Origin of the sequence: Brevibacterium sp. JSBI002, from assembly GCF_026013965.1 — a bacterium.
In the GTDB taxonomy this organism is placed as follows: Bacteria; Actinomycetota; Actinomycetes; order Actinomycetales; family Brevibacteriaceae; genus Brevibacterium.
Genome location: NZ_CP110341.1, coordinates 2,495,838 through 2,517,210 on the forward strand (window position 1 = coordinate 2,495,838; position 21,373 = coordinate 2,517,210).

The following is a 21,373-nucleotide window of genomic DNA, read 5'->3' on the forward strand; positions in this document are numbered from 1 at the left end:
CTCCAGGTTATCGGGCGATACGGTAGTCCTATGAGATCTCGCCCTGCTTCGACGCGCCGCAACGCCCGGCCCGCGCACCGTCGTCGTTCTCTCACCTTCGTCGCATTGGCCACGGTGCTCACCGGTCTGGCGGTGACCGGGTGTTCGCGCACCGTCATCGTCGAACCGGCCAAGGATGCGGCGAATCCGAAGTGTGCCGACATCCTGCTCACCCTGCCCGATGAGATCTCGGGTGAGAAGGCACGCACGACCTCCTCGCAGGGCACGAAGGCGTGGGGAGATCCCAACGTCGCGGTGCTGCGCTGCGGAGTCACTCCCCCCGGGCCGACGACAGATCAGTGCGTGAGCGTGTCCGGAGTCGATTGGATCTCGAAGCCGGTCGAGGACGACGATTCGACGTGGAGGTTCACCAGCTACGGGCGAACCCCCGCCGTCGAGGTGCTCGTCAACCGCAAGGCCGAGTCAGGCAATGACGTGCTCGCCGCGATCTCACCGACCCTGTCGAAGTTCCCTCCGGAGAACGAGTGCGTCGGAGCCGAGGACATCGCCGGCTAGAGCGCTATTTCGCGCGGGCGTGGTCGATCAGGGCGATCGAGATGAGTTCGCCGATGAGTTCGGAGTATTCGAGTCCCGACTGCGCCCACATGAACGGGTACGCCGAGGTGGGGGTGAACCCGGGCAGGGTGTTGAGTTCGTTGATGACGACCTCGCCGGTGTCCGTGACGAAGGTGTCGACGCGGGCCAGACCGGTGCAGTCGAAGAGACGGAACACCGAGGCGGCCAACTCCTGAACCCGGGCGGTCACCGTCTCGTCGAGATCGGCCGGACAGGTGACCTCCGCGGCGGCAAGGTCGAGGTACTTGGCGTCGAAATCGTAGAAGGAGTGGTCGCCGCTGACCCGTATCTCTCCGGGAGAGGACACTCGCAGCTCCGTGTCATAGACGGAACCGAGCACTGCGCATTCGACCTCACGACCGCTGACCTCGGGTTCGACGATGACCTTGGAGTCGTGTTCGAAGGCGCCGAGCAGGGCGGCTTCGAGGTCGGCCGCCTCGGCGACCCGGCTGACTCCCATGGACGATCCGGCTCGGGCGGGTTTGACGAACACGGGCAGGCCGAGCTCGGCCACTCGCTTCTCCGCCTCCGCGCGGTCTGCGGCCCACATCGTCTCGGTCACGAGCTCCCACGGGCAGGTTGGGATTCCGGCGTGGGCCATGAGTGACTTCGTGTAGTGCTTGTCCATGCTCGCTGCGGAGGAGAACACTCCGGAGCCGACGAACGCGGTGTCGCTGAGTTCGAACAGTCCCTGCAGGGTTCCGTCCTCACCGAAGCGTCCGTGCAGGAGTGGGAAGAATACGTCGACCGCACCCAGCTCGGTGTAATTGCCCTCGGCATCGCGGTGCAGCAGCGGTGACCCGTTCGCGGAGACCGGAGGGATCACCTCGGTGCCGTTGTCCGTGACCTCAGGCATGTTGTCCGGGTCGAAGCGCATGCTCGCCCAGTCGTCGACGACCCGCCACACACCGGTCTTCGTGATGCCGATCGGCAGTACGTCGAAGGCATCGGCGTCGATGGCACCGATCACACCGGCCGCGGTGACGCAGCTGACGGAGTGCTCGCTCGAACGGCCTCCGAAGAGGACTGCGACAAGGGGCCGGTGATCGTTGTCTGCCATGAGTTTCCTTTGAACTGGTACTCCCGCGAACTGGGGCAGGACACGGGTGCGCACAGCGGGTCAGGTGTGCGTGGACTGAAAGACTTTAGCTCACTTGGCCTCGAACGTGCATTCCAGCCACGCCCGGCCGATGCCCTTGAAGAACATATTGAAACCGGCGAAGGCCGGTGTTGCGGATTCGTCGATGCCCAGCGGTTCGGCCAGAGCGGTGACGATGAAGAAGTAGCGGTGCGGTCCGTGGCCCTCCGGTGGGGCGGCTCCGACGAAGCGGGGTTCGCCGGCGTCGTTGCGCAGGGTCACGGCTCCGCTGGGCAGGAGGTCGGCGGCCGGGTCGCCGGCGTTGGCCTCCAGGCTCGTCACCGAGGCGTCGAGGTCCGTGACGACCCAGTGCCAGAAGCCCGAACCGGTGGGAGCGTCGGGGTCGTAGCAGGTCACGGCGAAGGCCTTGGTCTCTGCGGGGAACCCGGACCAGGACAGCTGCGGAGAGACGTCCTCACCGCCGGGCACGCCCATGGCCCCGGAGAGCTGGGGGCCGGTGAGCACCCCACCGTCTTCGATGTCGGTGCTCGTCAGCGTGAAGGTGGGAAGTTCGGGAAGGTTGAAGAACGGTGAGTTGGCGCTCATGGGTGCTCCTAGTTTTCCAGCGGGTGCCTGAGATTCGATGTGGCTCAGGCGGGTGGTCCTTCGTGCTTACGTTTCCGAGACAACAGCAATCCGGCGAGTTCGTCAACCTGCAGTTTTCCGCCCAGCACCGCGCAGACCGCCTCGGTGATGGGCAGGTCGACGCCGTTGCGTCGACCCAGGGCGAGGACGGCGGGAGCGGATTTCACGCCTTCGGCCGTCTGTGAAGTGTGGGCGATGACGTCCTCGAGGCTCATCCCCTCACCGAGGTGGCGCCCGAAGGTGCGGTTGCGTGACAGGGGCGAGGCGCAGGTGGCCACGAGGTCGCCGAGTCCGGCGAGCCCGGACAGAGTGTGCGCCTCGGCGCCCATGGCCGCGGCCAGGCGAGAGGTTTCGGCGAGACCGCGGGTGATGATCGAGGCCTTCGAGTTGTCGCCGAGCTTCTGTCCGTCGGCGATGCCCACGGACAGGGCGATGATGTTCTTGATCGCACCGCCGATCTCGACGCCGACGACGTCGGTGTTCGTATACGGCCGGAAGTACGCGTTCGCGCTGATCTCCGCGACCACCTCGGCGGTGGTGATGTCGGACGAGGCGACGACGGTGGCGGTGGGCTGCCGGTCGGCGATCTCACGGGCGAGGTTCGGACCCGAGACGACGGCGATCTGGGATTCGGCGACCTCGGCGACCTCGGCGATGACCTCGGACATGCGTTTGCCGGTGTCGACCTCGATGCCCTTCATCAGGCTCACGAGCTTCACACCCTCACGCAGGTGCGGCTTCCAGCGGGTGAGGTTCTTCCGCAGGGTCTGGGCGGGGACGGCGAGGACGATGACCTCGGCATCGGTGACGGCGGCGATGTCGTCAGCGGTGGCGCTCAGCCCCTCGGGCAGAACCCGTTCGCCCAGATAGCGCTCGTTGGTGTGCGTGGAGTTGATTTCTGCAGCGACCTCGGGGCGGCGAGCCCACAGGGTGACGGGGAACCCGGCGTCGGCGATGACCGCGGCATAGGTCGTCCCCCACGATCCGGCTCCGAGGACGGTGATCTTGTCGACGCTCATTCGCCAGACTCCTTAGCTGTGAAACGCTCCGGCAGTTCGCGTTCGGACAGTTCGGCCACCATCGCCGCCACGGTGTTCTTCAGCCGGTGGGAGAGCTCCCCCATGGTCGACTTCTCATTCCGGTGGGGCCACAGGTCCGAGTAGTCGAGTGCGGGCCCGAACTCGACGACGCAGTCGTGGCTGAAGGGCCTGAAGCACAGACGCTTCTTGTCCCGCGCGGGTAGATCTCGTTCAGCCCCCAGTGGGCGACGGGGATGATCGGCGCTCCGGTCTCCAGCGCCAGGCGGGCGGTGCCGGTCTTGAAGTGCTGGGGCCAGAAGTCCGGATCCTTCGTCAGCGTGCCCTCGGGGTAGATGACGACGGTCTCGCCCTTAGCCAGGGCCTGCTTCGCATATGCCAAGGAGTCGCCTGCCTGCGCCGAGGCACGGAGGACGGGGATCTGACCGATGCGTTTGAGAAGCATGCCGAGGATGCCCGTGAACAGGGTCGACTTCGCAAGGAAGTGCGGCATTCGGCCGTTGCGTTTGAGCGCGAGGCCCACGAGGATCGGGTCGAGGTGGTTCGCATGGTACGCTGCGACGATCATGCCCTCCCCCTCGGGCGGGAGGTTGCCCAGGCCCTTCACGCGGATCTTCGTGGCCGTGCGCATCAGGCCGTAGGCGGCCGTGGCTGCGACGGTGCCGGCCCGGTTCTGCGAGCGCACCGAGGCGGGGTCGAAGGAGACGAGTGCGTGATCGTCCACGTCCGCTTCGCGTCCGGGACCGTGGTCGGCCCTCATGCGGACACCTCGGCGCCGAGTCCGATGAGCTTGTCGAGGAAGTTCTCGTAGCCGCGGTTGATCAGCTCGATTCCGTGGACTTCGCTCGTGCCCCGGGCGGCCAGTGCGGCGATGAGGTGGCTGAAGCCGCCGCGCAGATCGGGGACGTCGATGCGGGTGCCCGTGAGGTCGGTGGGCCCCGAGATCACGGCCGAGTGCTGGTAGTTCCGCCTCCCGAAGCGGCAGGGGGTGCCGCCGAGGCATTCGCGGTAGAGCTGGATCTGCGCACCCATATCGCGCAGGGCGTCGGTGAAGCCGAACCGGTTCTCGTACACGGTCTCATGGATGATCGACAGCCCCTCGGCCTGAGTCATTGCGACGACCAGCGGCTGCTGCCAGTCGGTCATGAAGCCGGGGTGGACGTCGGTCTCCAGCGCAAAGGATCGGAGTTTGCCGCCGGGATGGCGGAAGCGGATGCCGTCCTCCCGCACCTCGAATTCGCCGCCGATCTTGCGGAAGACGTTGAGGAAGGTGATGAGCTCCGGCTGGCTGGCGCCTGCGACGAAGATGTCTCCGCCGGTGGCCAGTGCCGCCGAGGCCCAGGATGCGGTCTCATTGCGGTCGGGCAGGGCGCGGTGGCTGAACCCGCGCAGGGTGTCGACGCCTTCGATGCGCACCACACGCTCGGTGTCGACGGTGATGATCGCGCCCATCTTCTGCAGCAGCGCGATGAGATCCATGATCTCCGGTTCGATGGCGGCGTTGCGCAGCTCGGTCACGCCTTCGGCGCGGACCGCGGTGAGCAGCACCTGTTCGGTGGCTCCGACAGAGGGGTAGGGCAGTTCGACCTTGGTTCCCTGCAGGCGGCTGTGCGCCTTGAGCATGATGCCGCCGGGGGTCTTGTCGACCTCGGCGCCGAACTTGCGGAGCACATCGAGGTGGAAGTTGATGGGGCGGTCGCCGATATGGCAGCCGCCGAGGTCGGGGATGAACGCCTGACCGAGGCTGTGCAGGAGAGGTCCGCAGAAGAGGATCGGGATTCGCGAGGATCCGGCGTGGGCGTCGATGTCGACGATGGAGCCCTGAGCCACATCGGCCGGATCGAGGTGGAGTTCGCCGTCGGGCTGGTCCCCGTCGGGGCCGGAGGTCACGCGGACTCCATGGAGCTCGAGGAGTCCGGTGACGATCTCGACATCGCGGATCTGGGGCACGCCGCGCAGCACGGACGGGGTCTCACCGAGCAGAGAGGCCACCATCGCCTTGGGCACCAGGTTCTTGGCGCCGCGGACTCGGACGGTGCCGTCCAGCGGATTTCCCCCACGTACTTCGAGCATGTTCCTCCCTGATTCCGAAGACCGGTTCCGGGCGGGATGCCACCCGGAGACCGTGCCCGACGATTGCTGCGGGCACCGTCCTAGACTAACCCAGCCGACGGTATCCCTCCGATTCGCTTAAGCCGGCGCCGAGGTCGCGTCCGACCGTGGTGGCGGGCCGCCTCGGTGGGGGTCCGATGGCGGCGGTGGGCCGCCTCGGCGAGGGTCAGACCTTGGCGGGCAGGGTCGTGGGCTTGAAGGCGAAGCGGGAGGATTCGTAGGCGACGATCTCGTCTTCCTTGGCCAGGGTGAGGCTGATGTCGTCGTGACCTTCGAGCAGGCGCCAGCGCGTGTAGTCGTCGATCTGGAAGGACACGGTGACGGTGTCGCATGTCACGGTCTTCTCGTTCAGATCCACGGTGATCGAGGTGCCGGGATGGTTCTCGAGGATCTTCCAGATGAGTTCGATGTCGGCCTGTTCGAGCTGGGCGGCCAACAGGCCCTCCTTGCCGGAGTTGCCGCGGAAGATATCGCCGAAGCGGGAGGACAGGACGACCCGGAAGCCGTAGTCCTTGAGCGCCCAGACGGCGTGTTCGCGGGAGGAGCCGGTGCCGAAGTCGGGGCCGGCGACGAGGACAGAGCCGGATGCGAAATCGGGGTCGTTGAGGACGAAGTCGTTGTTGGTTCGCCAGCGGTAGAACAGGGCGTCCTCGAAGCCGGTGCGGGTGACCCGTTTGAGGAACTTCGCGGGGATGATCTGGTCGGTGTCGATATTGGATCGGCGCAGAGGAACGCCGATGCCGGTGTGGGTGGTGAAAGCTTCCATGGCTCGTCCTCCTTATCAGTCGTTCGCCGAGACGGGTGTCAGGTTGAGGGACAGGCGATTGTCGGCCCATTCCACGGGTTCGGCATCCCGCGGCAGGTCGGCGACGTCGCCCGGTGACGACAGCGTGCCGCGCACCGCGGTGGCCGCGGCCACGAGCGGCGAGACGAGGTGGGTGCGACCGCCCTTGCCCTGGCGGCCCTCGAAGTTGCGGTTCGAGGTCGAGGCGCAGCGTTCGCCTTCGGCCAGCTGGTCCGGGTTCATCCCTAGGCACATCGAGCAGCCGGCGAAGCGCCATTCGCCGCCGAAGTCCTTGAAGATGACGTCGAGGCCTTCTTCTTCGGCCTGGAGGCGGACCTTCGCGGAGCCGGGGACAACCATGAAGCGGACGTTGTCGGCCTTCTTGCGTCCGCGGACCACCTCGGCGGCGGCCCGGAGATCTTCGATCCGGGAGTTCGTGCAGGACCCAAGGAAGACGGTGTCGACTTCGATCTCGCGCAGCGGCGTGCCCGGGGTCAGACCCATATAGGCCAGCGCATTGGCGGCGGCGGCCTTGTCGTTCTCGTCGGTGAAGTTGTCGGGGCTGGGCACGCTCGCCGACAGCGGCAGGCCCTGGCCGGGGTTCGTTCCCCAGGTGACGAACGGTTCGATGTCTTCGGCCTTGAGGACCACCTCGGCGTCGAATTCCGCGCCTTCGTCGGTGTAGAGGGTCTTCCAGTACTCGACGGCGGCGTCCCAGTCTTCGCCTTCGGGAGCGTGGGGGCGGCCCTTGACGTACTCGAAGGTCGTCTCGTCGGGGGCGACCATTCCGGCGCGGGCACCGGCCTCGATCGACATATTGCAGATCGTCATCCGGGCTTCCATGGACAGCTGGCGGATGGCCGAGCCGCGGTATTCGAGCACGTAGCCCTGTCCCCCGCCGGTGCCGATCTTCGCGATGATGGCGAGGATGATGTCCTTGGCGCTCGAGCCTTCGGGCAGGTCGCCGTCGACGGTGATCGACATCGTCTTGAAGGGCTTGAGGCTGAGCGTCTGCGTGGCGAGCACGTGTTCGACCTCGGAGGTGCCGATGCCGAAGGCGAGCGCTCCGAAGGCGCCGTGGGTGGAGGTGTGCGAATCGCCGCAGACGACCGTGGTGCCCGGCTGAGTCAGGCCCAGCTGCGGTCCCACGACGTGGACGATGCCCTGGTCGGCGTCGCCGAGGCTGTGCAGGCGGATGCCGAATTCTTGCGCGTTCTTGCGCAGGGTGTTGATCTGCGTGGCCGAGGTCGGTTCGGCGATCGGCTTGTCGATGTCCCAGGTCGGGGTGTTGTGGTCCTCGGTGGCGATGGTGAGGTCGGGGCGGCGCACGGGGCGCCCGGCGAGTCGGAGTCCGTCGAAGGCCTGCGGGCTGGTCACCTCGTGGACGAGGTGGAGGTCGATGTAGATAAGGTCCGGCGCACCGTCAACACCTCGTGAGACGACGTGATCGGCCCAGACCTTCTCGGCCAATGTGCGTGGCATGGTTCCTCCCGCCGGTGCAGGGATCTCTGCACCCGATGTAGACCTGACGGGCCGAGGTACGACCGCGTCGATGAACTGCGATTTGCGCACTGGAGTGAGTGCGTATTCGAAATCTACTCGGCCGTATCGCAATGCGAACTTGCATCTCGCCCACTGAGACGCGCACAATGGTGCCTATGACAAGCAATGGTAGCGGCGTCGGGGTCATCGACAAGGCCGCAATGGTTCTCTCCGCACTTGAGGCCGGACCCGCCTCTCTCGCCGAATTGGTGACGCTGACCGGACTGGCGCGCCCCACTGCCCACCGCCTGGCTGTTGCCCTCGAATTCCACCGCATCGTCGGTCGCGACCTGCAGGGACGTTTCGTCCTCGGGCCGCGTCTGGCCGAGCTGTCGTCGGCCGCCGGCGAGGACCGCCTGTTGGCCGCGGCCGGCCCGGTGCTCGGTCAGCTGCGCGATCAGACCGGTGAGTCCGCTCAGCTCTTCCGCCGTCAGGGCGATCTGCGTCTGTGCGTGGCCGCGGCCGAGCGCCCCGTGGGTCTGCGCGACTCCGTGCCGATCGGAGCGACCCTGTCGATGCGCGCCGGTTCCGCCGCTCAAGTGCTGCTGGCCTGGGAGGAACCGGATCGTCTGCACACGGGTCTGCGCGGTGCACGGTTCTCCGCGACCATGCTCTCCGGGGTCCGCCGCCGCGGCTGGGCCCAGTCGATCGCCGAACGCGAACGGGGGGTCGCCTCGGTGTCGGCGCCTGTGCGCGGTCCGAGCAATCGGGTGGTCGCGGCCGTCTCGATCTCCGGGCCGGTCGACCGACTCACCCGCCAGCCCGGTCGCCTGCACGCGAAGTCCGTCATCGATGCAGCCCGCACACTGACCGAAGCGCTCGTGCGCGGCTGAGCGCAGCTGAACCATTCGCGGGCCCGGGAGATCTCTCTCCCGGGCCCGCTGTCTGTACTATGGCCCCATGATCGCCGCTCAGAGACGCAATATCATCGTCGACACGATCGAGAGAGACGGCGCCGTCTCCATCACCTCCCTGTCGGAGAAACTCGATACCTCGGCCGTGACCATCCGCCGTGACCTCGATCAGCTCGCCGAGGAGGGCAGGCTCCTCCGCACCCACGGCGGTGCCGTTCTCGCGTCGAGCGCGCGCGAGTCGAGTTATGCGGAGAAGCTCGAGCAGGCGCTGGCCGAGAAGACTGCGATCGCCCGCGCCGCGGCAGCGCAGGTTCGCAACGGTGATGTCGTGGCCCTGGGTCCCGGTACGACGACCGAGCTGCTGGCAAAGGAATTGGTCACCCGTTCGGGTCTGCGCGTGGTGACGAATTCGCTGCTCGTCGCCGAGGCCATGGTCTCCTCCCCCGACAACGAGGTCATCGTCGTCGGCGGACTGCTGCGCCATTCGATCCGGGCCTTCGTCGGCGGCGGCACGGTGTCTCAGCTGCTCGGCCTGCGTGCCGACACCGTCTTCCTCTCCGGGAACGGACTGGCCGCGGACTTCGGCCTGTCGACACCGGCGTTCCCCGTCGCCGATACGGATCGGGCCATGGCCGCCGGGGCAGGGCGCGTGACCGCGCTCGTCGATCATACGAAGGTCGGCCTCCGCTCATCGGTGCTCACCGTTCCGACCGAGCAGATCCAGCAGCTCATCACCGATTCGAAGAGCGAGGAATTCGAACTCACGGCCCTGCGTGAGGCAGGCGTCGAGGTCGAGGTCGTCTGACCTGCCGACCAAACGATCAAAACTGTTCAGGTTCGATCACTAGCGATCAGGCTCACAATCCTCTAAAGTGTCCACTCGGGTGTCGCACACCACAAGCATCCATGCATTGACGCATTTTGAAGCCATGCACTGACGCATATGGAGGAACCTTGGAAGCAATCCGCTTGGACGCACAGTGGATCGACTATCTGCTGATAGCGATCTACTTCATCTTCGTCCTCGGCATCGGGTGGTTCGCCAAACGCGGGATCTCCTCGAGCATCGAGTTCCTCCTCTCCGGACGGAGCCTTCCGGCTTGGGTCACGGCTCTCGCCTTCGTCTCGGCCAACCTCGGCGCCGTGGAGATCATGGGCATGTCCGCCACTGGCGCCCAGTACGGCATGCCGACGATGCACTACTTCTGGATCGGCGCGGTCCCGGCGATGCTGTTCCTCGGCGTCGTGATGATGCCCTTCTACTACGGTTCGAAGGTCCGGTCGGTTCCGGAGTTCATGCGCAAGCGCTTCGGCACGGGTGCTCACCTCGTCAACGCACTGTCATTCGCGGTAGCGCAGCTGCTCATCGCCGGCGTCAACCTGTTCCTGCTCGGCACGATCGTCAATCGTCTGCTCGGGTGGCCGCTGTGGATCACCCTCATCGTCGCCGCCGCGATCGTCCTGTCCTACATCACCCTCGGCGGACTGAGCGCGGCGATCTACAACGAGGTGCTGCAGTTCTTCGTCATCGTCGCAGCTCTCCTGCCGCTGACTCTCATCGGACTCAACCGCGTCGGGGGTTGGGACGGACTCGTCGACAGGGTGAGCAATGACGGAATGCTCGGCGCAGAACAGCTGAGCAGCTGGCCGGGCGAGCAGCTCTCCGGCTTCTCCAACCCCGTGCTCTCGGTCGTCGGCATCGTCTTCGGCCTCGGCTTCGTGCTGTCCTTCGGCTACTGGACGACGAACTTCGTCGAGGTCCAGCGCGCCATGGCCTCGAAGTCGATCAACGCCGCGCGCCTGACGCCGATCATCGGCGCGTTCCCGAAGATGCTCATCCCCTTCATCGTCGTCGTCCCCGGCATGATCGCCGCGGTCCTCGTACCGCAGATGACACAGTTCAAGGAGATCTCGGCCTCCATCGACGAGGCGACCGCGCTGGAGCAGACGGGCGTGACGTACAACGATGCGCTCCTGCTGCTCATGCGCGAAGTCCTGCCCAACGGTCTCCTCGGTGTGGCGATCGCCGGCCTCCTCGCCGCGTTCATGGCCGGTATGGCCGCGAACATCTCCGCGTTCAACACGGTATTCAGCTATGACCTGTGGCAGCAGTACGTGGTCAAGGACCGCGAGGACGACTACTACCTGAAGATCGGCCGCTGGGCGACGATCGGCGCCTGTGTCGTCGCGATCTTCACAGCGCTCATCGCGGGCAACTTCTCCAACCTCATGGACTACCTGCAGACGCTGTTCGGCTTCTTCAATGCCCCGCTGTTCGCCACGTTCATCCTCGGTATGTTCTGGAAGCGGATGTCGGCGACCGCCGGTTGGGTCGGCCTCGTCGGCGGCACGCTGTCTGCCGTGTTCGTGTTCATCCTCGCCGAAACCGGAGTCCTCGACCTGCCCGGCCAGGGTGCCGCATTCCTCGCGGCCAGCACGGCGTTCGTCGTCGACATCGTCCTGTCGGTGATCGTCACCCTGTTCACCACGCCGAAGCCGGCTGCGGAGCTGCGCGGACTCGTCTACTCGGAGACCCCGAAGTCCGACTTCGAGGACCTCAGCGAACCGAAGGCGCCGTTCTGGAAGCGCCCCGTGCCCGTCGCGGGTGTCGCCCTGGTGCTCGTCATCATCCTCAACGTGACTTTCGGCTGAAGGAGCCAGTGAGACTCATGAGCAAATCCAACGAACTGACCAAGACCGCAGGCGCGTTCGACGTCCGCAACTTCATCGGTGCACTGCTGGCGATCTTCGGCGTCATCCTCACGATCGCCGGAATCGTCGGCTTCACTCCCGACGAAGCCGAGCGCACTGGCGGGGTCGACGCGAACCTGTGGACCGGAATCGGCCTCATCATCGCCGCAGCCATCTTCCTCATCTGGGCGAAGCTGCGTCCGATCCGCATCGTCGAAAATCCCGAGAAGGGTGCGGACGCCGGCACCGAGGCGGCCCCCGGCACCGACTGACACCGCAGTCCGCGCGGCACCTCCTCAGAGCGCGGCCATCGCTGCCGCAACCTCGGGGATGTCCGCGACCGGTACGGCAGTCGAGGCGTCCTCGAGGATCAGCAGCCGGGCACCGGGAATCCCTCGGGCGAGCGCCTCTCCATTGCCGACGGGGAAGAACGGATCGCTCCCGCCGTGCACGACCAGCGTCGGCACGCACAGCTGCGGCAGGCGTTCTCGCCAGCGTGGCTGGCAGTCGAGGCGGGAGAACACCATTCCCAGCTGATCGGCCAGATGAGCTTCCGGATCTGAGTTCTGTGTCGGATCTGAGCCCAGTTCTGAATCAGAGCTCTGGGTCCGCTCCCAGATCCGTACGGCGACCTTGCGGGCCTCATCAGGATCGTCGCCGAGGATCCGAGCACCTTCGGCCATATAGTCGGCCACCGAATCGACATCCGCCCAGTCCGGCTGCGATCGGGAGAAGAGCGGACCCATCGTCGCCTGATCATGATCCGGCAGGTCATCATCGACAGGTCCGGGAGCGATCGGTCGGGTGCCGACGAGAGTGAGCGACGAAAACGCCTCCGGATGGTCGAGCGCCGCGACCTGCGCCACCATCCCGCTGATACCGATTCCTGCAAGATGAGCGGGCCGACCGTCGAAGGCCCGTGCGAGTTCGGCGGCATCAGCGGCGAGGTCTCGCAGGGTGTAGTCCGGTGATTCGAGATCACCATGGCTCGAGGCCCCGGCATCGCGGAGATCGCAGCGCACAACGCGAGGTCCCTGCTCTGCCAGCTGCTCGCACAGAGCATCGGGCCAGGACAGCATCGTCGGTGCCCCGAGGCAGAGAACCAGTGGCGCCTCCCGCTCACCGAACTCCTCGACGCCGAGGCTCACTCCATTGACCTCGCAGATGTCCATACCGCTCCCCCGCCTCGTCACGTCTCCATCGACCGCCGACTCGACCACAGCCGACTTCGGTTCAAGCATGAGCCGCTGGGGTTCCGGGAGTCAACGGTCGTGGCTCGGTCCGCGAACTGGCCGAGACTGCAGACCCGGTCGAGTCTGCGGCACAGTCGACCCCGCCGTTCAATCGAACCGGGCAGCGCCCCCGCCTGCGCTGACGGCGAAGATGTCCGGTTCCCTAAAGCCGTGTTCGGCGAATGCTGCGGTGACGGCGTCGCCGACCAAGTCGACCTGGTATGCGTGGATGAGGGCGATCGCGGAGCCGCCGAAGCCGCCGCCGATCATCCGCGCGCCGAGCGCTCCGGCTCCCATCGCGGCGGCCACTGCCACGTCGAGTTCGACGCACGAGACCTCGTAGTCGTGCTGCAGAGATTCGTGGGAGGCCACCAACAGGTCGCCGATGGCACTGATGCGCGCACCATGCTCGTCGCCAGCTGCTCGTTCATTGTCCTCGAGCAGTTCGACGGTGGCGCGGACCCGGGCGTTTTCGGCGATGACGTGGCGCACCCGCTTCCGCTGCTCCTCGGTCAGTTCGCTCAGGTCGACGTCATCGGCGAGTTCCCGCAGACTGTCGACTCCGAAGCTCGCAGCGGACTCCTCACAGGTCCTCCGCCGGGCGCCGTACCCGCTTTCACTGTGCGAATGAGAGACCTTCGAGTCGATGACGAGGAGTCTGAGCCCCTCGGCGTCGAGGTCGAAGGGAATCTGGCGAGCGCTGAGGTCGCGGCAGTCGAGGAATAGCGCATGCCCGGCCTCGGTCATGATCGACGCCGCCTGGTCGACGATGCCCGTCGGTGCACGACGAAGTCGTTCTCGGCTCGCTGTGTCAGCAGGACCTTCTCGCGGTCGTCGAGACCGAGGTCGAACACCTCGTCGAGGGCGATGAGCACCGCGACTTGAAGTGCGTGAGATGAGGACAGCCCGGCACCGACGGGCACGGTGGATTCGATATAGAGGTCGACTCCGCCGACCACCGTGCCGGTGGTCTTCGCGATCTCATCGACGACTCCCGCAGGGTGGCTCAGCCATCCGGGCAGGGTTCCGGGCACGAGCTCCGCGGCCGCGAACTGGCCGGACATCCTCTGACCGGTGTCATCGCGATGGTCGGAGACGATGCGGGTGCTCTCCCCACGCCGAGGCGGCCGCACAGTTCCCGTGTTCTCTGCACTCTCGGGTCGCCGACCGATGGCGACGTACACCGCCCGGTCGATGGCGATGGGCAGGACGAAGCCGGCGTTGTAGTCGGTGTGTTCGCCGATGAAGTTGACCCTGCCTGGTGCACGGAACGAACCGATCGGACGGTATCCGAACAGGGCCTCGAACTCCTCGGCGAGGTGTTCGGGGGTCGGCGTGGATACGGCCCCGGGGGTCTCTGTGGTCATGAACGATCGCCTTCCGGGTCGAACGCCGAAGCCGTGCTCACATTCGCGCTCACGGGTACGGCCGCCTCGGTGAGGGGTTCCAGGGTCACCGCACGCAGTCTGGCTGCGGTCTCCTCGGCGGAGACGTCGCCGACGAAGGCGCCCATGGCGGCCTCCGAACCGGCGAGGAACTTCAGTTTGTTCTCCGCACGACGGGGGCTCGTGATCTCGAGGTGGAGCCAGTCGGCGCGGCGGTCGGCACTGTTGACCGGCGCCTGGTGCCAGGCAGCGATATACGGTGTGGGACTCGGGTAGAGGCCGTCGATGCGTCGCAGCACCTCCGGATAGACACGGGCCAGGTCGTCGCGTTCGGTGTCGTCGAGTTCGTCAACGCTTCCCACCTGGCGGTGCGGAACGAGGTGGACTTCGATCGGCCAGCGGGCCGCGAAGGGCACGAAGGCGGAGAAGTGATCGGTCTCGAGAATCATTCGCTCCCGTGCCTCGCGTTCGAAGGCGAGCACATCGCCGAGCAGCGGCCGACCGTTCCGGCGCAGATGTTCATGCGCCCGGGCCGAGGTGATCGCGGTGTGCGGGGTGACATACGGGTAAGCATAGATCTGTCCGTGCGGGTGGTTCATCGTCACCCCGATCTCCTCCCCGCGGTTCTCAAACATGAAGACCTGTTCGATGCCCGGCAGGGCGGAGAGTTCGGCGGTCCGATCGGCCCAGGCGTCGATGACGGTGCGGGCGCGTGCGGTGCCCAGGCATGCGAAGGAGCCCGTGTGCTCCGAGGAGAAGACGACGACTTCGCAACGGCCGTATCCCGGGCCCGACAGCGCGGAGGTCACGGATTCGGCGGAGTCGACGGCCGCCTCGGCGAAGGTGGTGTCCACCCTCTGAGCGGACGGGACTTCACCGAGGCCGGGACCGAGGGAGGGGAATCGGTTCTCGAAGACGGCGACGTCGAAGTCAGCGGCCGGGATCTCTGTGGGACGGTCCGGCGTCGACGGGCACAGCGGGCATTCGGCGGCGGCGGGCAGGTGGGTGCGGGTCTGTCGGTGGGTGGCCACGGCGACCCATTCGCCGGTCAGGACATCGAAGCGCAGGGTGCCGCTGTCGGGGCGCGAATCGTGTGGCCGGGGGTCGGCGGCGATCGTCGGTGCAGGTGAGTCGGGGTCCTGGAAGAACAGGATCTCACGACCATCGGACAGGTTCGCCCGGCGATGCGACGCTGGCATCAGACCTCCCAAAAGTTATCATTTTCGATCATAATGGTAACATCTGGCGGCCCGGATGCGTGCGGACGGCGTAGAATATCTGCAACTGTTCTTCCGCGCTCGAGCACCCTGGAGACCCATGACCGCCACCATCGAACTCGCCTGTGACGAGGCAGGCGCGGTCATCTCCCCCATCGGCGCGAGCCTGGTTCGCTTCAGCGTCGGCGATCGTCCGGTCGTGGTGCCGATGAACGCGTTCGACGGCGCCGTACTCGCGCCCTGGCCGAATCGGATCGATGGGGGTCACTTTGACTTCGCCGGAGACAGCCACCGGCTGCCGATCACCGAGCCCGAACGCAATACCGCGCTGCATGGCCTCGTCGCCGATGCGCAATGGTCGGTGGTCGAGCGCACCGAGTCGACGGCCAGTCTCGAGTACACGCTGGAGCCGACGGAGGGGTATCCGTTCGCGTTCGATCTGCAGGTGGACTTCGAACTCGCCGAGGCGGTGCTGCGCATGCGCGCACGGGCCCTCAACACGGGGTCGGCCCCCGCTCCGTTCGGCTTCGGATTTCATCCGTGGCTCTCCCCGGGCACAGCCCCATCGGGTACAACCGACCTTGTTGACGGTGCCCTTGTCGACGAGGCTCAGCTCGTCATTCCCGCTGCACACTGGCACGAGACCGATGAGCGGCTCATCCCCACGGCTGTTCGCCCCTTCGATGACGGCACAGCGGTCCCGGCCGATCACGCATCCGATGATTCCGCATGCATGGTGTGCAAGGACTTCCGGGCGCTGCGCCTCATCGGCGGTACGATCCTCGATGATGCGTACGGCTCACCTCGGCGCGGGGATGACGGATGGTCGCGGGCACGGCTGAGAGGTACCGATCTGCGCGAGGTCGTCGTCGGGATGGGTCCCGGGTTCCGCACCTGGCAGGCGTGTACGGGCGACGGACTCGAAGAGGATCTGGCTCGGCGGGCAATCGCGATCGAGCCGATGACGTGCCCTCCGAATGCATTCGCTGCGGGCGAAGCCGGCGAGGACTTCGACGTCGTCGCCCCGGGTGACGAGCTTGTCGTCGAGTGGAGCATCGCCTTGACTGAGGACGACGACACTTCGTGCTCCCTTCCACAATGACAGTCGCCCTGCCGCGAGTGGGCGCATCCTGATAGGTTGCGACTACAGGCAGATATCAGGCGAGCGTGCCCTGCCGTGGGTGCGTTCCATTCTCGAAGGGGACACCATGTCGACACCGCAGAACCCGAACGACCCGAACAGCAGCTCGGCCGAGCAGAACCTCGACGGCCAGAACCCCGGCACGGGAGATCAGTCGGAGAGTGCCCAGGCCGCTCAGCCCACCTACCAACAGGGCACTTACGATCCCAATGCCTATCAGGCACAGGGCCAGCAGTATCAGCAGGGCGGATACTCGCAGCCTGGCGCTTATCAGCAGGATCCCTATCAGCAGGGCGCTTACTCGCAAGGCGCGGCCCAACAGCAGGCGTACGGCCAGCCCGCTTACGGCCAGCCAGCGTATGGTCAGGCGCCGCAGTCGGCGCCTCGGCAGGCAGGCTTCTTCAAGTCGCTGTTCGACATCCGCTTCGACAACTTCATCGCAGTGAAGTGGGCGGGCTTCATCTACATCATCGCGATCGTGGTCGCGGCCCTGTCCTATCTCGGCACCATCGTCGCCGGAATCACCACGGGAATCGCCGCCGGTGCGACCGCAGGCTACTTCAACGACGGACCGAGCTTCAGCGTGCTGCCGCTGATCCTCTCGATCGTCTTCGGCTGGATCATACCGGCACTGTGGGTCATCGGCGTCCGCCTCGTGCTCGAACTCATCGTCTCCAACATCAAGACTGCCGAACATACGAAGCGCATCGCCGATTCCGTCTCCCGCTGATTCGGCTCCGAGCGCTTACTGCCCTGAGGCGACCACGGCACTGTCCGAGTCCGAAAGCACTCTCCGAAACATGTGCTTTCTGACTCAGACAGTGCCGTTGCCAATTGGCTGTCCCGAAGAGCATCTCCCGAATACCACCGCAGGAAAACACCGGTGAATTAGAGTGAGCCCCGCACCGAAATTCGATGCGGGGCTCAACCGTACCCCCGAGCAGATTCGAACTGCCGTTACCGCCTTGAGAGGGCGGCGTCCTAGGCCACTAGACGACGGGGGCTTAGAACAACACTCCTGGACTGATCCAGACTGTGTCCGCTGGGCTACCAGGACTTGAACCTAGACTAAATGAACCAGAATCACTCGTGCTGCCAATTACACCATAGCCCAATGTTTTTCAAGGCATTCCCCGTGGAGAATTCCCTGAGCAACGAGATATAACTCTACACAAACACACCGCCTCACGACAAATCCGAGAGGCTCCTTTTCGGTGTGACCTTCTTAACACAACAGGCTGACCGAGACAGGCCCGCCGACATGCTCAATTCTCCCCTGCCGACGAACCCCGGCCTCACCCGCGAGCGAGGCCTATGAGCCGGTCGAGGACCCTGTATCCGTCGGCGCGCAGACCGTTGTGTTCGTACTCGTTCGTCACCCACGGCTGCACCCCTGACAGATGCTCGGCCGTGGCCAGCGAATACTCCACCGGCACGTAGGCGTCCTCGAAATACACTGCCGCAGCACCGCGCACCGAGGCGGTCCGCAGAGCGTCGACATCGTAGAGACCGGGCCACTGACGTGCGGCGACGAGCTCGGCCACCTCGGCGAAGGGCTCAAGCTCCGGATCCTCGTGCAGCGACTCAGGCCCGGCGTGCTCACCGGCCAGCAGAGTCGGATCCTCGGCCACGACGTCGGGCATCGCCCGCCTTGCGGCCCAGTTCGTCACAGTGCCGTCGGCCCAGCAGGATTCGTGGATGACGGCATAGAGCGGATTGCGCCCCGAGAAGGGCAGAGACGCGGCAAGGTCATGCCGGAATGCCCCCGACGAGAAGTCGAGATCGAGCAGATAATGCAGCTTCTCCGGACCGTCCGAGGCGCCGAGGAAGTGCCCGAGCAGACGGATCCGCTCCGGCGTCGCCCGCGCGCCCCCAGGCAGGGCGAGACCGTCACCGAAAGACGCAAGCTCGACGAGGCGCCGCACCTTCTCACGGTCGCCGGGGAACGCTGCGTAATACTGCTCGGACTTGCGGATCATGCCCTCCCACGTGCGTCCGTAGACGGTCGCCGGGTCGAGGCCGATCGCCGGCAGACCGCCGGTGAAGTACACCTCGTGAAGGGCACTCGAATGCGCGGAGATATAGCGCAGAGTCGTGAAGCCGCCGAAGGACTGACCCAGCAGGGACCAGGTTTCCGCGCCGAGGTAGCCGCGCAGGATCTCCGCGTCCTCGACGATCGAATCGGCGCGGAAGTACGACAGCGCCTCAGCGATCGCGGCCGGGTCCTCCCCCACCGTCTCAAGGCCGGTGATGGCCCCATCGACGGAGCCGATCGGGTTCGATCTCCCGGTTCCGCGCTGGTCGAGCATGACGACCTGGAATTCCTCGAGGGCACGCTTCACCCAACCGGTGGGACCTCCGGCGATGCCCGGGCGCGGAGCTTCCACGCCGGGCCCGCCCTGCAGGTACACGAGGTAGGGCTTCCGGCTGTCCGCCTCGGTGGCGATGATCCGCGCGAACACGTCCACAGTGTCCGGCAGCGTCACCTTCCCCGAGGCGGCATCCCCCGACCGTCCGAAATGGTCGAAGGGCACGGTGATCGTCACGTCTTCGAAGTGCAGTCCCCCGCGGGCCCAGACCGTCTGATTCACAGCTGCGCCGCGAGTGCCTTGAGGCGTGTCATGGAGGAGTCCTTCCCGAGGATCTCCATCGACTCGAACAGCGGTGGAGAGACCTTGCGACCGGACACGGCCACGCGAAGGGGGCCGTAGGCCAGGCGCGGTTTGATCTCCATCTCGTCGACGAGCTTCGCCGACAGGACTTCTTCGAGCTTCGCCGTGGTCCAGTCGTCGAGCCCTTCGAGGGCCTCGATGGAGGCGGCGAGCACCTCGGGGGCGGAGTCCTTGAGCGTCTTCAATCCGTCTTCGGCCATGACGAGGTCGCCATCAGAGGTGAAGAGGAACGCGAGCAGGTCAGGAGCCTCTCCGAGCAGCTTCATGCGGGTCTGCACGAGCGGAGCCGCCTCGTTGAGGATCGCCAGCTGAGCGTCCGTCGGGGACTCCGGGAGCACCTCGGCGGCCTGGAGATACGGCACCAGACGGTCACGGAAGTCATCCGGCTCGAGGAGGCGGATGTGGTCGGCGTTGATGGCGGTGGCCTTCTTCACGTCGAAGCGGGCCGGGTTGGGCAGGACATCGTGGATGTCGAATGCTTCGGTGAATTCCTTGACGCTGAACACGTCGCGGTCGGGTCCGATGGACCAGCCGAGCAGGGCGAGGTAGTTGATGAGTCCCTCGGGGATGAATCCGTTCTCGCGGTGGAGGAACAGGTTCGATTCGGGGTCGCGCTTCGACAGTTTCTTGTTGCCTTCGCCCATCACGTAGGGCAGGTGGCCGAACTCGGGGGTCGCCTCGGCGATGCCGATGGCCTTGAGGTGTTCGTAGAGAGCGATCTGGCGCGGGGTCGAGGACAGGATGTCCTCGCCGCGGAGCACATGGGTGATGCCCATGAGCGCGTCATCGACGGGGTTCACCAGGGTGTACAGGGGCTGGCCATTGGCACGGACGACGACGAAGTCGGGCACGGTGCCGGCCTTGAAGGTGATGTCACCGCGGACGAGGTCGGTGAAGGTGATGTCCTCATCGGGCATGCGCACACGCCAGACCGGTTCGCGGCCCTCGGCGCGGAAGGCAGCCTTCTGCTCGTCGGTGAGGTCGCGGTCGTACCCGTCGTAGCCGAGCTTCGGGTCACGGCCCGCGGCCTTGTGCCGGGCTTCGACTTCCTCGTTGGTCGAGTAGGACTCGTAGATGTGGCCGCCGGCCATGAGCTTCTCGATGACGTCGGCGTAGATCTCGCCGCGCTGCGACTGGCGGTAGGGTCCGTTGTCGCCGCCGACCTCGATGCCTTCGTCCCAGTCCAGGCCCAGCCATTTGAGAGCTTCGACGACCTGGCCGAAGCTCTCCTCGGAGTCACGTGCCGCGTCGGTGTCTTCGATGCGGAAGACGAGCTTGCCGCCGGTGTGCTTGGCGTAGGCCCAGTTGAACAGGGCTGTGCGGACCATGCCGACGTGCGGGGTGCCGGTGGGTGATGGGCAGAAACGAACTTTGACGCTCACGATTGTCCTTTGCGTGATCTTCTCGGGTGTGAGTCTGTGGTGTGCGCGGTGGCGCTGGTGGTGTGGCGGCTCTGGTGTTCCGTGGATGCGATCGCCGAGGCGGCGGTGGGTTCAGGCGTCCATGACCGGGTTCGACAGGACGCCGAGTCCTTCGATGGCGATGTCGACGCGGTTGCCGGACACGATCTGGCCGACCCCCTCCGGGGTTCCGGTGAGGATGACGTCGCCGGGCAGCAGGGTGATCGTCTCCGACAGGTGTTCGATGATGGTCGGGATATCGAAGATGAAGTCGGCGGTGGTGCCGTCCTGCTTGAGATCCCCGTCGACCCAGGACCGGATGCCGAGGTCGTCGACGTCGAGTTCGGTTTCGATCCAGGGACCCAGCGGGGCCGAGGTGTCGAAGCCCTTCGCCCGCGTCCACTGTTTGTCGGACTTCTGGAGGTCGCGCAGGGTGACGTCGTTGCTCGCGGTGTAGCCGAGGACGCAGTCGTTGGCGTTCTCCGCCTTCACACCCTTGGCCACACGGCCGATGACGACGGCGAGTTCGGCCTCATAGGAGACGTATTCGCTGATCGCGGGCAGGCGGATGGGGTCGCCCGGGCCGATGACCGCGGTGTTCGGTTTGAAGAAGGTCACCGGGGTCACGGGAACCTCGTTGCCGAGTTCTGCTGCGTGTGCGGCGAAGTTGCGGCCCACGCCGATCACCTTCGAACGCGGCAGGATGGGGCTGACCAGACGCACGTCGTCGATCTTCAGCCTCTCGCCTGTCGATTGGGCCGGAGAGAAGAAGGGGTCCGAGTCGAGAACGGCGAGTTCGAGTCCCGACGTGTCCCAGCTTCCGTCGGTGATCGGCGGCACTTCACCCTCGACGACTCCGTATTTGGGTTCGTCCTGATGTACAAATCTGGCGATACGCATGTGTCACAGTCTAGTCAGTGCCTGGTGCCTTCCGCGCGTCGGTGCTCGTCGGCGTCGCGACGTCGACC

General features: G+C 65.8%; 21 protein-coding genes and 2 tRNA genes. 7 read left to right on the forward strand and 16 right to left on the reverse strand.

Features of this window, described 5'->3' with window-relative positions; translation table 11 throughout:
* The first annotated feature begins 30 nt into the window (after window positions 1-30).
* The gene (locus LJ362_RS11360; protein WP_139468830.1) at window positions 31-555 is read left to right on the forward strand and encodes a DUF3515 domain-containing protein; all 525 of its coding nucleotides are present in this window, start codon (window positions 31-33) and stop codon (window positions 553-555) included.
* Window positions 556-559: 4 nt separating this feature from the next.
* On the opposite strand, the gene LJ362_RS11365 is transcribed toward LJ362_RS11360, so the two are convergent.
* The 7 genes from LJ362_RS11365 to leuC form a co-directional block, all read right to left on the reverse strand.
* Window positions 560-1,675, reverse strand: a complete 1,116-nt coding sequence (locus LJ362_RS11365) for a D-alanine--D-alanine ligase family protein (protein ID WP_264799161.1) — start codon at window positions 1,673-1,675, stop codon at window positions 560-562.
* Window positions 1,676-1,765: 90 nt separating this feature from the next.
* Window positions 1,766-2,299 (reverse strand): YbhB/YbcL family Raf kinase inhibitor-like protein, encoded by a 534-nt coding sequence (locus LJ362_RS11370; RefSeq protein ID WP_264799162.1) that lies wholly within the window; start codon window positions 2,297-2,299, stop codon window positions 1,766-1,768.
* Between the two features lie 44 nt (window positions 2,300-2,343).
* Window positions 2,344-3,357 (reverse strand): NAD(P)H-dependent glycerol-3-phosphate dehydrogenase, encoded by a 1,014-nt coding sequence (locus tag LJ362_RS11375; RefSeq protein WP_264799163.1) that lies wholly within the window; start codon window positions 3,355-3,357, stop codon window positions 2,344-2,346.
* 79 nt (window positions 3,358-3,436) lie between these two features.
* Window positions 3,437-4,135 carry a lysophospholipid acyltransferase family protein gene (locus LJ362_RS11380; RefSeq protein WP_264799164.1) on the reverse strand — a complete coding sequence of 233 codons (699 nt, stop codon included), beginning with the start codon at window positions 4,133-4,135 and terminating at the stop codon, window positions 3,437-3,439.
* Window positions 4,132-5,448: a UDP-N-acetylglucosamine 1-carboxyvinyltransferase gene (gene murA, locus LJ362_RS11385; protein WP_264799165.1), complete on the reverse strand. Its 1,317-nt coding sequence runs from the start codon at window positions 5,446-5,448 to the stop codon at window positions 4,132-4,134. Before murA ends, LJ362_RS11380 begins: the two co-directional genes overlap by 4 nt.
* A 205-nt stretch (window positions 5,449-5,653) precedes the next feature.
* The gene (gene leuD / locus LJ362_RS11390) at window positions 5,654-6,253 is read right to left on the reverse strand and encodes a 3-isopropylmalate dehydratase small subunit (RefSeq protein ID WP_101544568.1); all 600 of its coding nucleotides are present in this window, start codon (window positions 6,251-6,253) and stop codon (window positions 5,654-5,656) included.
* A 15-nt stretch (window positions 6,254-6,268) separates the two neighbouring features.
* Window positions 6,269-7,753 (reverse strand): 3-isopropylmalate dehydratase large subunit, encoded by a 1,485-nt coding sequence (leuC, locus tag LJ362_RS11395; protein ID WP_264799166.1) that lies wholly within the window; start codon window positions 7,751-7,753, stop codon window positions 6,269-6,271.
* 176 nt (window positions 7,754-7,929) lie between these two features.
* Between leuC and LJ362_RS11400 the strand changes: the two genes are divergently transcribed.
* The 4 genes from LJ362_RS11400 (at window position 7,930) to LJ362_RS11415 (ending at window position 11,630) form a co-directional block, all read left to right on the forward strand.
* Complete coding sequence (locus LJ362_RS11400; RefSeq protein WP_166972796.1) at window positions 7,930-8,646, forward strand: IclR family transcriptional regulator; 717 nt, start codon at window positions 7,930-7,932, stop codon at window positions 8,644-8,646.
* A gap of 67 nt (window positions 8,647-8,713) precedes the next feature.
* On the forward strand, window positions 8,714-9,472 hold the full coding sequence (locus LJ362_RS11405) for a DeoR/GlpR family DNA-binding transcription regulator (protein ID WP_264799167.1): 759 nt from the start codon (window positions 8,714-8,716) through the stop codon (window positions 9,470-9,472).
* Window positions 9,473-9,621: 149 nt separating this feature from the next.
* A complete protein-coding gene (locus LJ362_RS11410; protein WP_139468839.1) occupies window positions 9,622-11,319 on the forward strand; it encodes a sodium:solute symporter family protein in 1,698 nt (565 codons plus the stop codon).
* 17 nt (window positions 11,320-11,336) lie between these two features.
* On the forward strand, window positions 11,337-11,630 hold the full coding sequence (locus LJ362_RS11415; RefSeq protein ID WP_264799168.1) for a hypothetical protein: 294 nt from the start codon (window positions 11,337-11,339) through the stop codon (window positions 11,628-11,630).
* Between the two features lie 24 nt (window positions 11,631-11,654).
* Here LJ362_RS11415 and LJ362_RS11420 read toward each other — a convergent pair whose 3' ends face one another.
* From LJ362_RS11420 to galT, 4 genes are all read right to left on the reverse strand, one after another.
* On the reverse strand, window positions 11,655-12,599 hold the full coding sequence (locus LJ362_RS11420; RefSeq protein ID WP_264799169.1) for an alpha/beta fold hydrolase: 945 nt from the start codon (window positions 12,597-12,599) through the stop codon (window positions 11,655-11,657).
* Between the two features lie 99 nt (window positions 12,600-12,698).
* Entirely contained in the window at window positions 12,699-13,337 is a 639-nt protein-coding gene (locus LJ362_RS11425) for a galactokinase (RefSeq protein WP_264799170.1), read from the reverse strand.
* Window positions 13,334-13,957, reverse strand: coding sequence for a galactokinase (locus tag LJ362_RS11430; protein ID WP_264799171.1), 624 nt, complete (start codon window positions 13,955-13,957; stop codon window positions 13,334-13,336). Before LJ362_RS11430 ends, LJ362_RS11425 begins: the two co-directional genes overlap by 4 nt.
* Window positions 13,954-15,174 (reverse strand): galactose-1-phosphate uridylyltransferase, encoded by a 1,221-nt coding sequence (galT, locus tag LJ362_RS11435; protein WP_264799172.1) that lies wholly within the window; start codon window positions 15,172-15,174, stop codon window positions 13,954-13,956. The genes LJ362_RS11430 and galT overlap by 4 nt, the downstream gene beginning before the upstream one ends.
* A gap of 118 nt (window positions 15,175-15,292) precedes the next feature.
* On the opposite strand from galT, the gene LJ362_RS11440 reads away from it, so the two are divergent.
* Both LJ362_RS11440 and LJ362_RS11445 read left to right on the forward strand, forming a co-directional pair.
* Window positions 15,293-16,294: an aldose 1-epimerase family protein gene (locus LJ362_RS11440; protein ID WP_264799173.1), complete on the forward strand. Its 1,002-nt coding sequence runs from the start codon at window positions 15,293-15,295 to the stop codon at window positions 16,292-16,294.
* 106 nt (window positions 16,295-16,400) lie between these two features.
* Window positions 16,401-17,063, forward strand: a complete 663-nt coding sequence (locus LJ362_RS11445; RefSeq protein WP_264799174.1) for a DUF4282 domain-containing protein — start codon at window positions 16,401-16,403, stop codon at window positions 17,061-17,063.
* Between the two features lie 201 nt (window positions 17,064-17,264).
* Here the strand turns inward: LJ362_RS11445 and LJ362_RS11450 are convergent.
* From LJ362_RS11450 to LJ362_RS11470, 5 genes are all read right to left on the reverse strand, one after another.
* Window positions 17,265-17,337 (reverse strand) — tRNA-Glu (locus LJ362_RS11450).
* A 38-nt stretch (window positions 17,338-17,375) separates the two neighbouring features.
* A tRNA-Gln gene (locus LJ362_RS11455) sits at window positions 17,376-17,447 on the reverse strand.
* Window positions 17,448-17,628: 181 nt separating this feature from the next.
* Window positions 17,629-18,924, reverse strand: coding sequence for an alpha/beta hydrolase (locus tag LJ362_RS11460; RefSeq protein ID WP_264799175.1), 1,296 nt, complete (start codon window positions 18,922-18,924; stop codon window positions 17,629-17,631).
* Complete coding sequence (gene gltX, locus LJ362_RS11465; RefSeq protein WP_264799176.1) at window positions 18,921-20,387, reverse strand: glutamate--tRNA ligase; 1,467 nt, start codon at window positions 20,385-20,387, stop codon at window positions 18,921-18,923. The genes LJ362_RS11460 and gltX overlap by 4 nt, the downstream gene beginning before the upstream one ends.
* 111 nt (window positions 20,388-20,498) lie before the next feature.
* On the reverse strand, window positions 20,499-21,305 hold the full coding sequence (locus LJ362_RS11470; protein ID WP_101544555.1) for a fumarylacetoacetate hydrolase family protein: 807 nt from the start codon (window positions 21,303-21,305) through the stop codon (window positions 20,499-20,501).
* Window positions 21,306-21,373 lie beyond the last annotated feature (68 nt).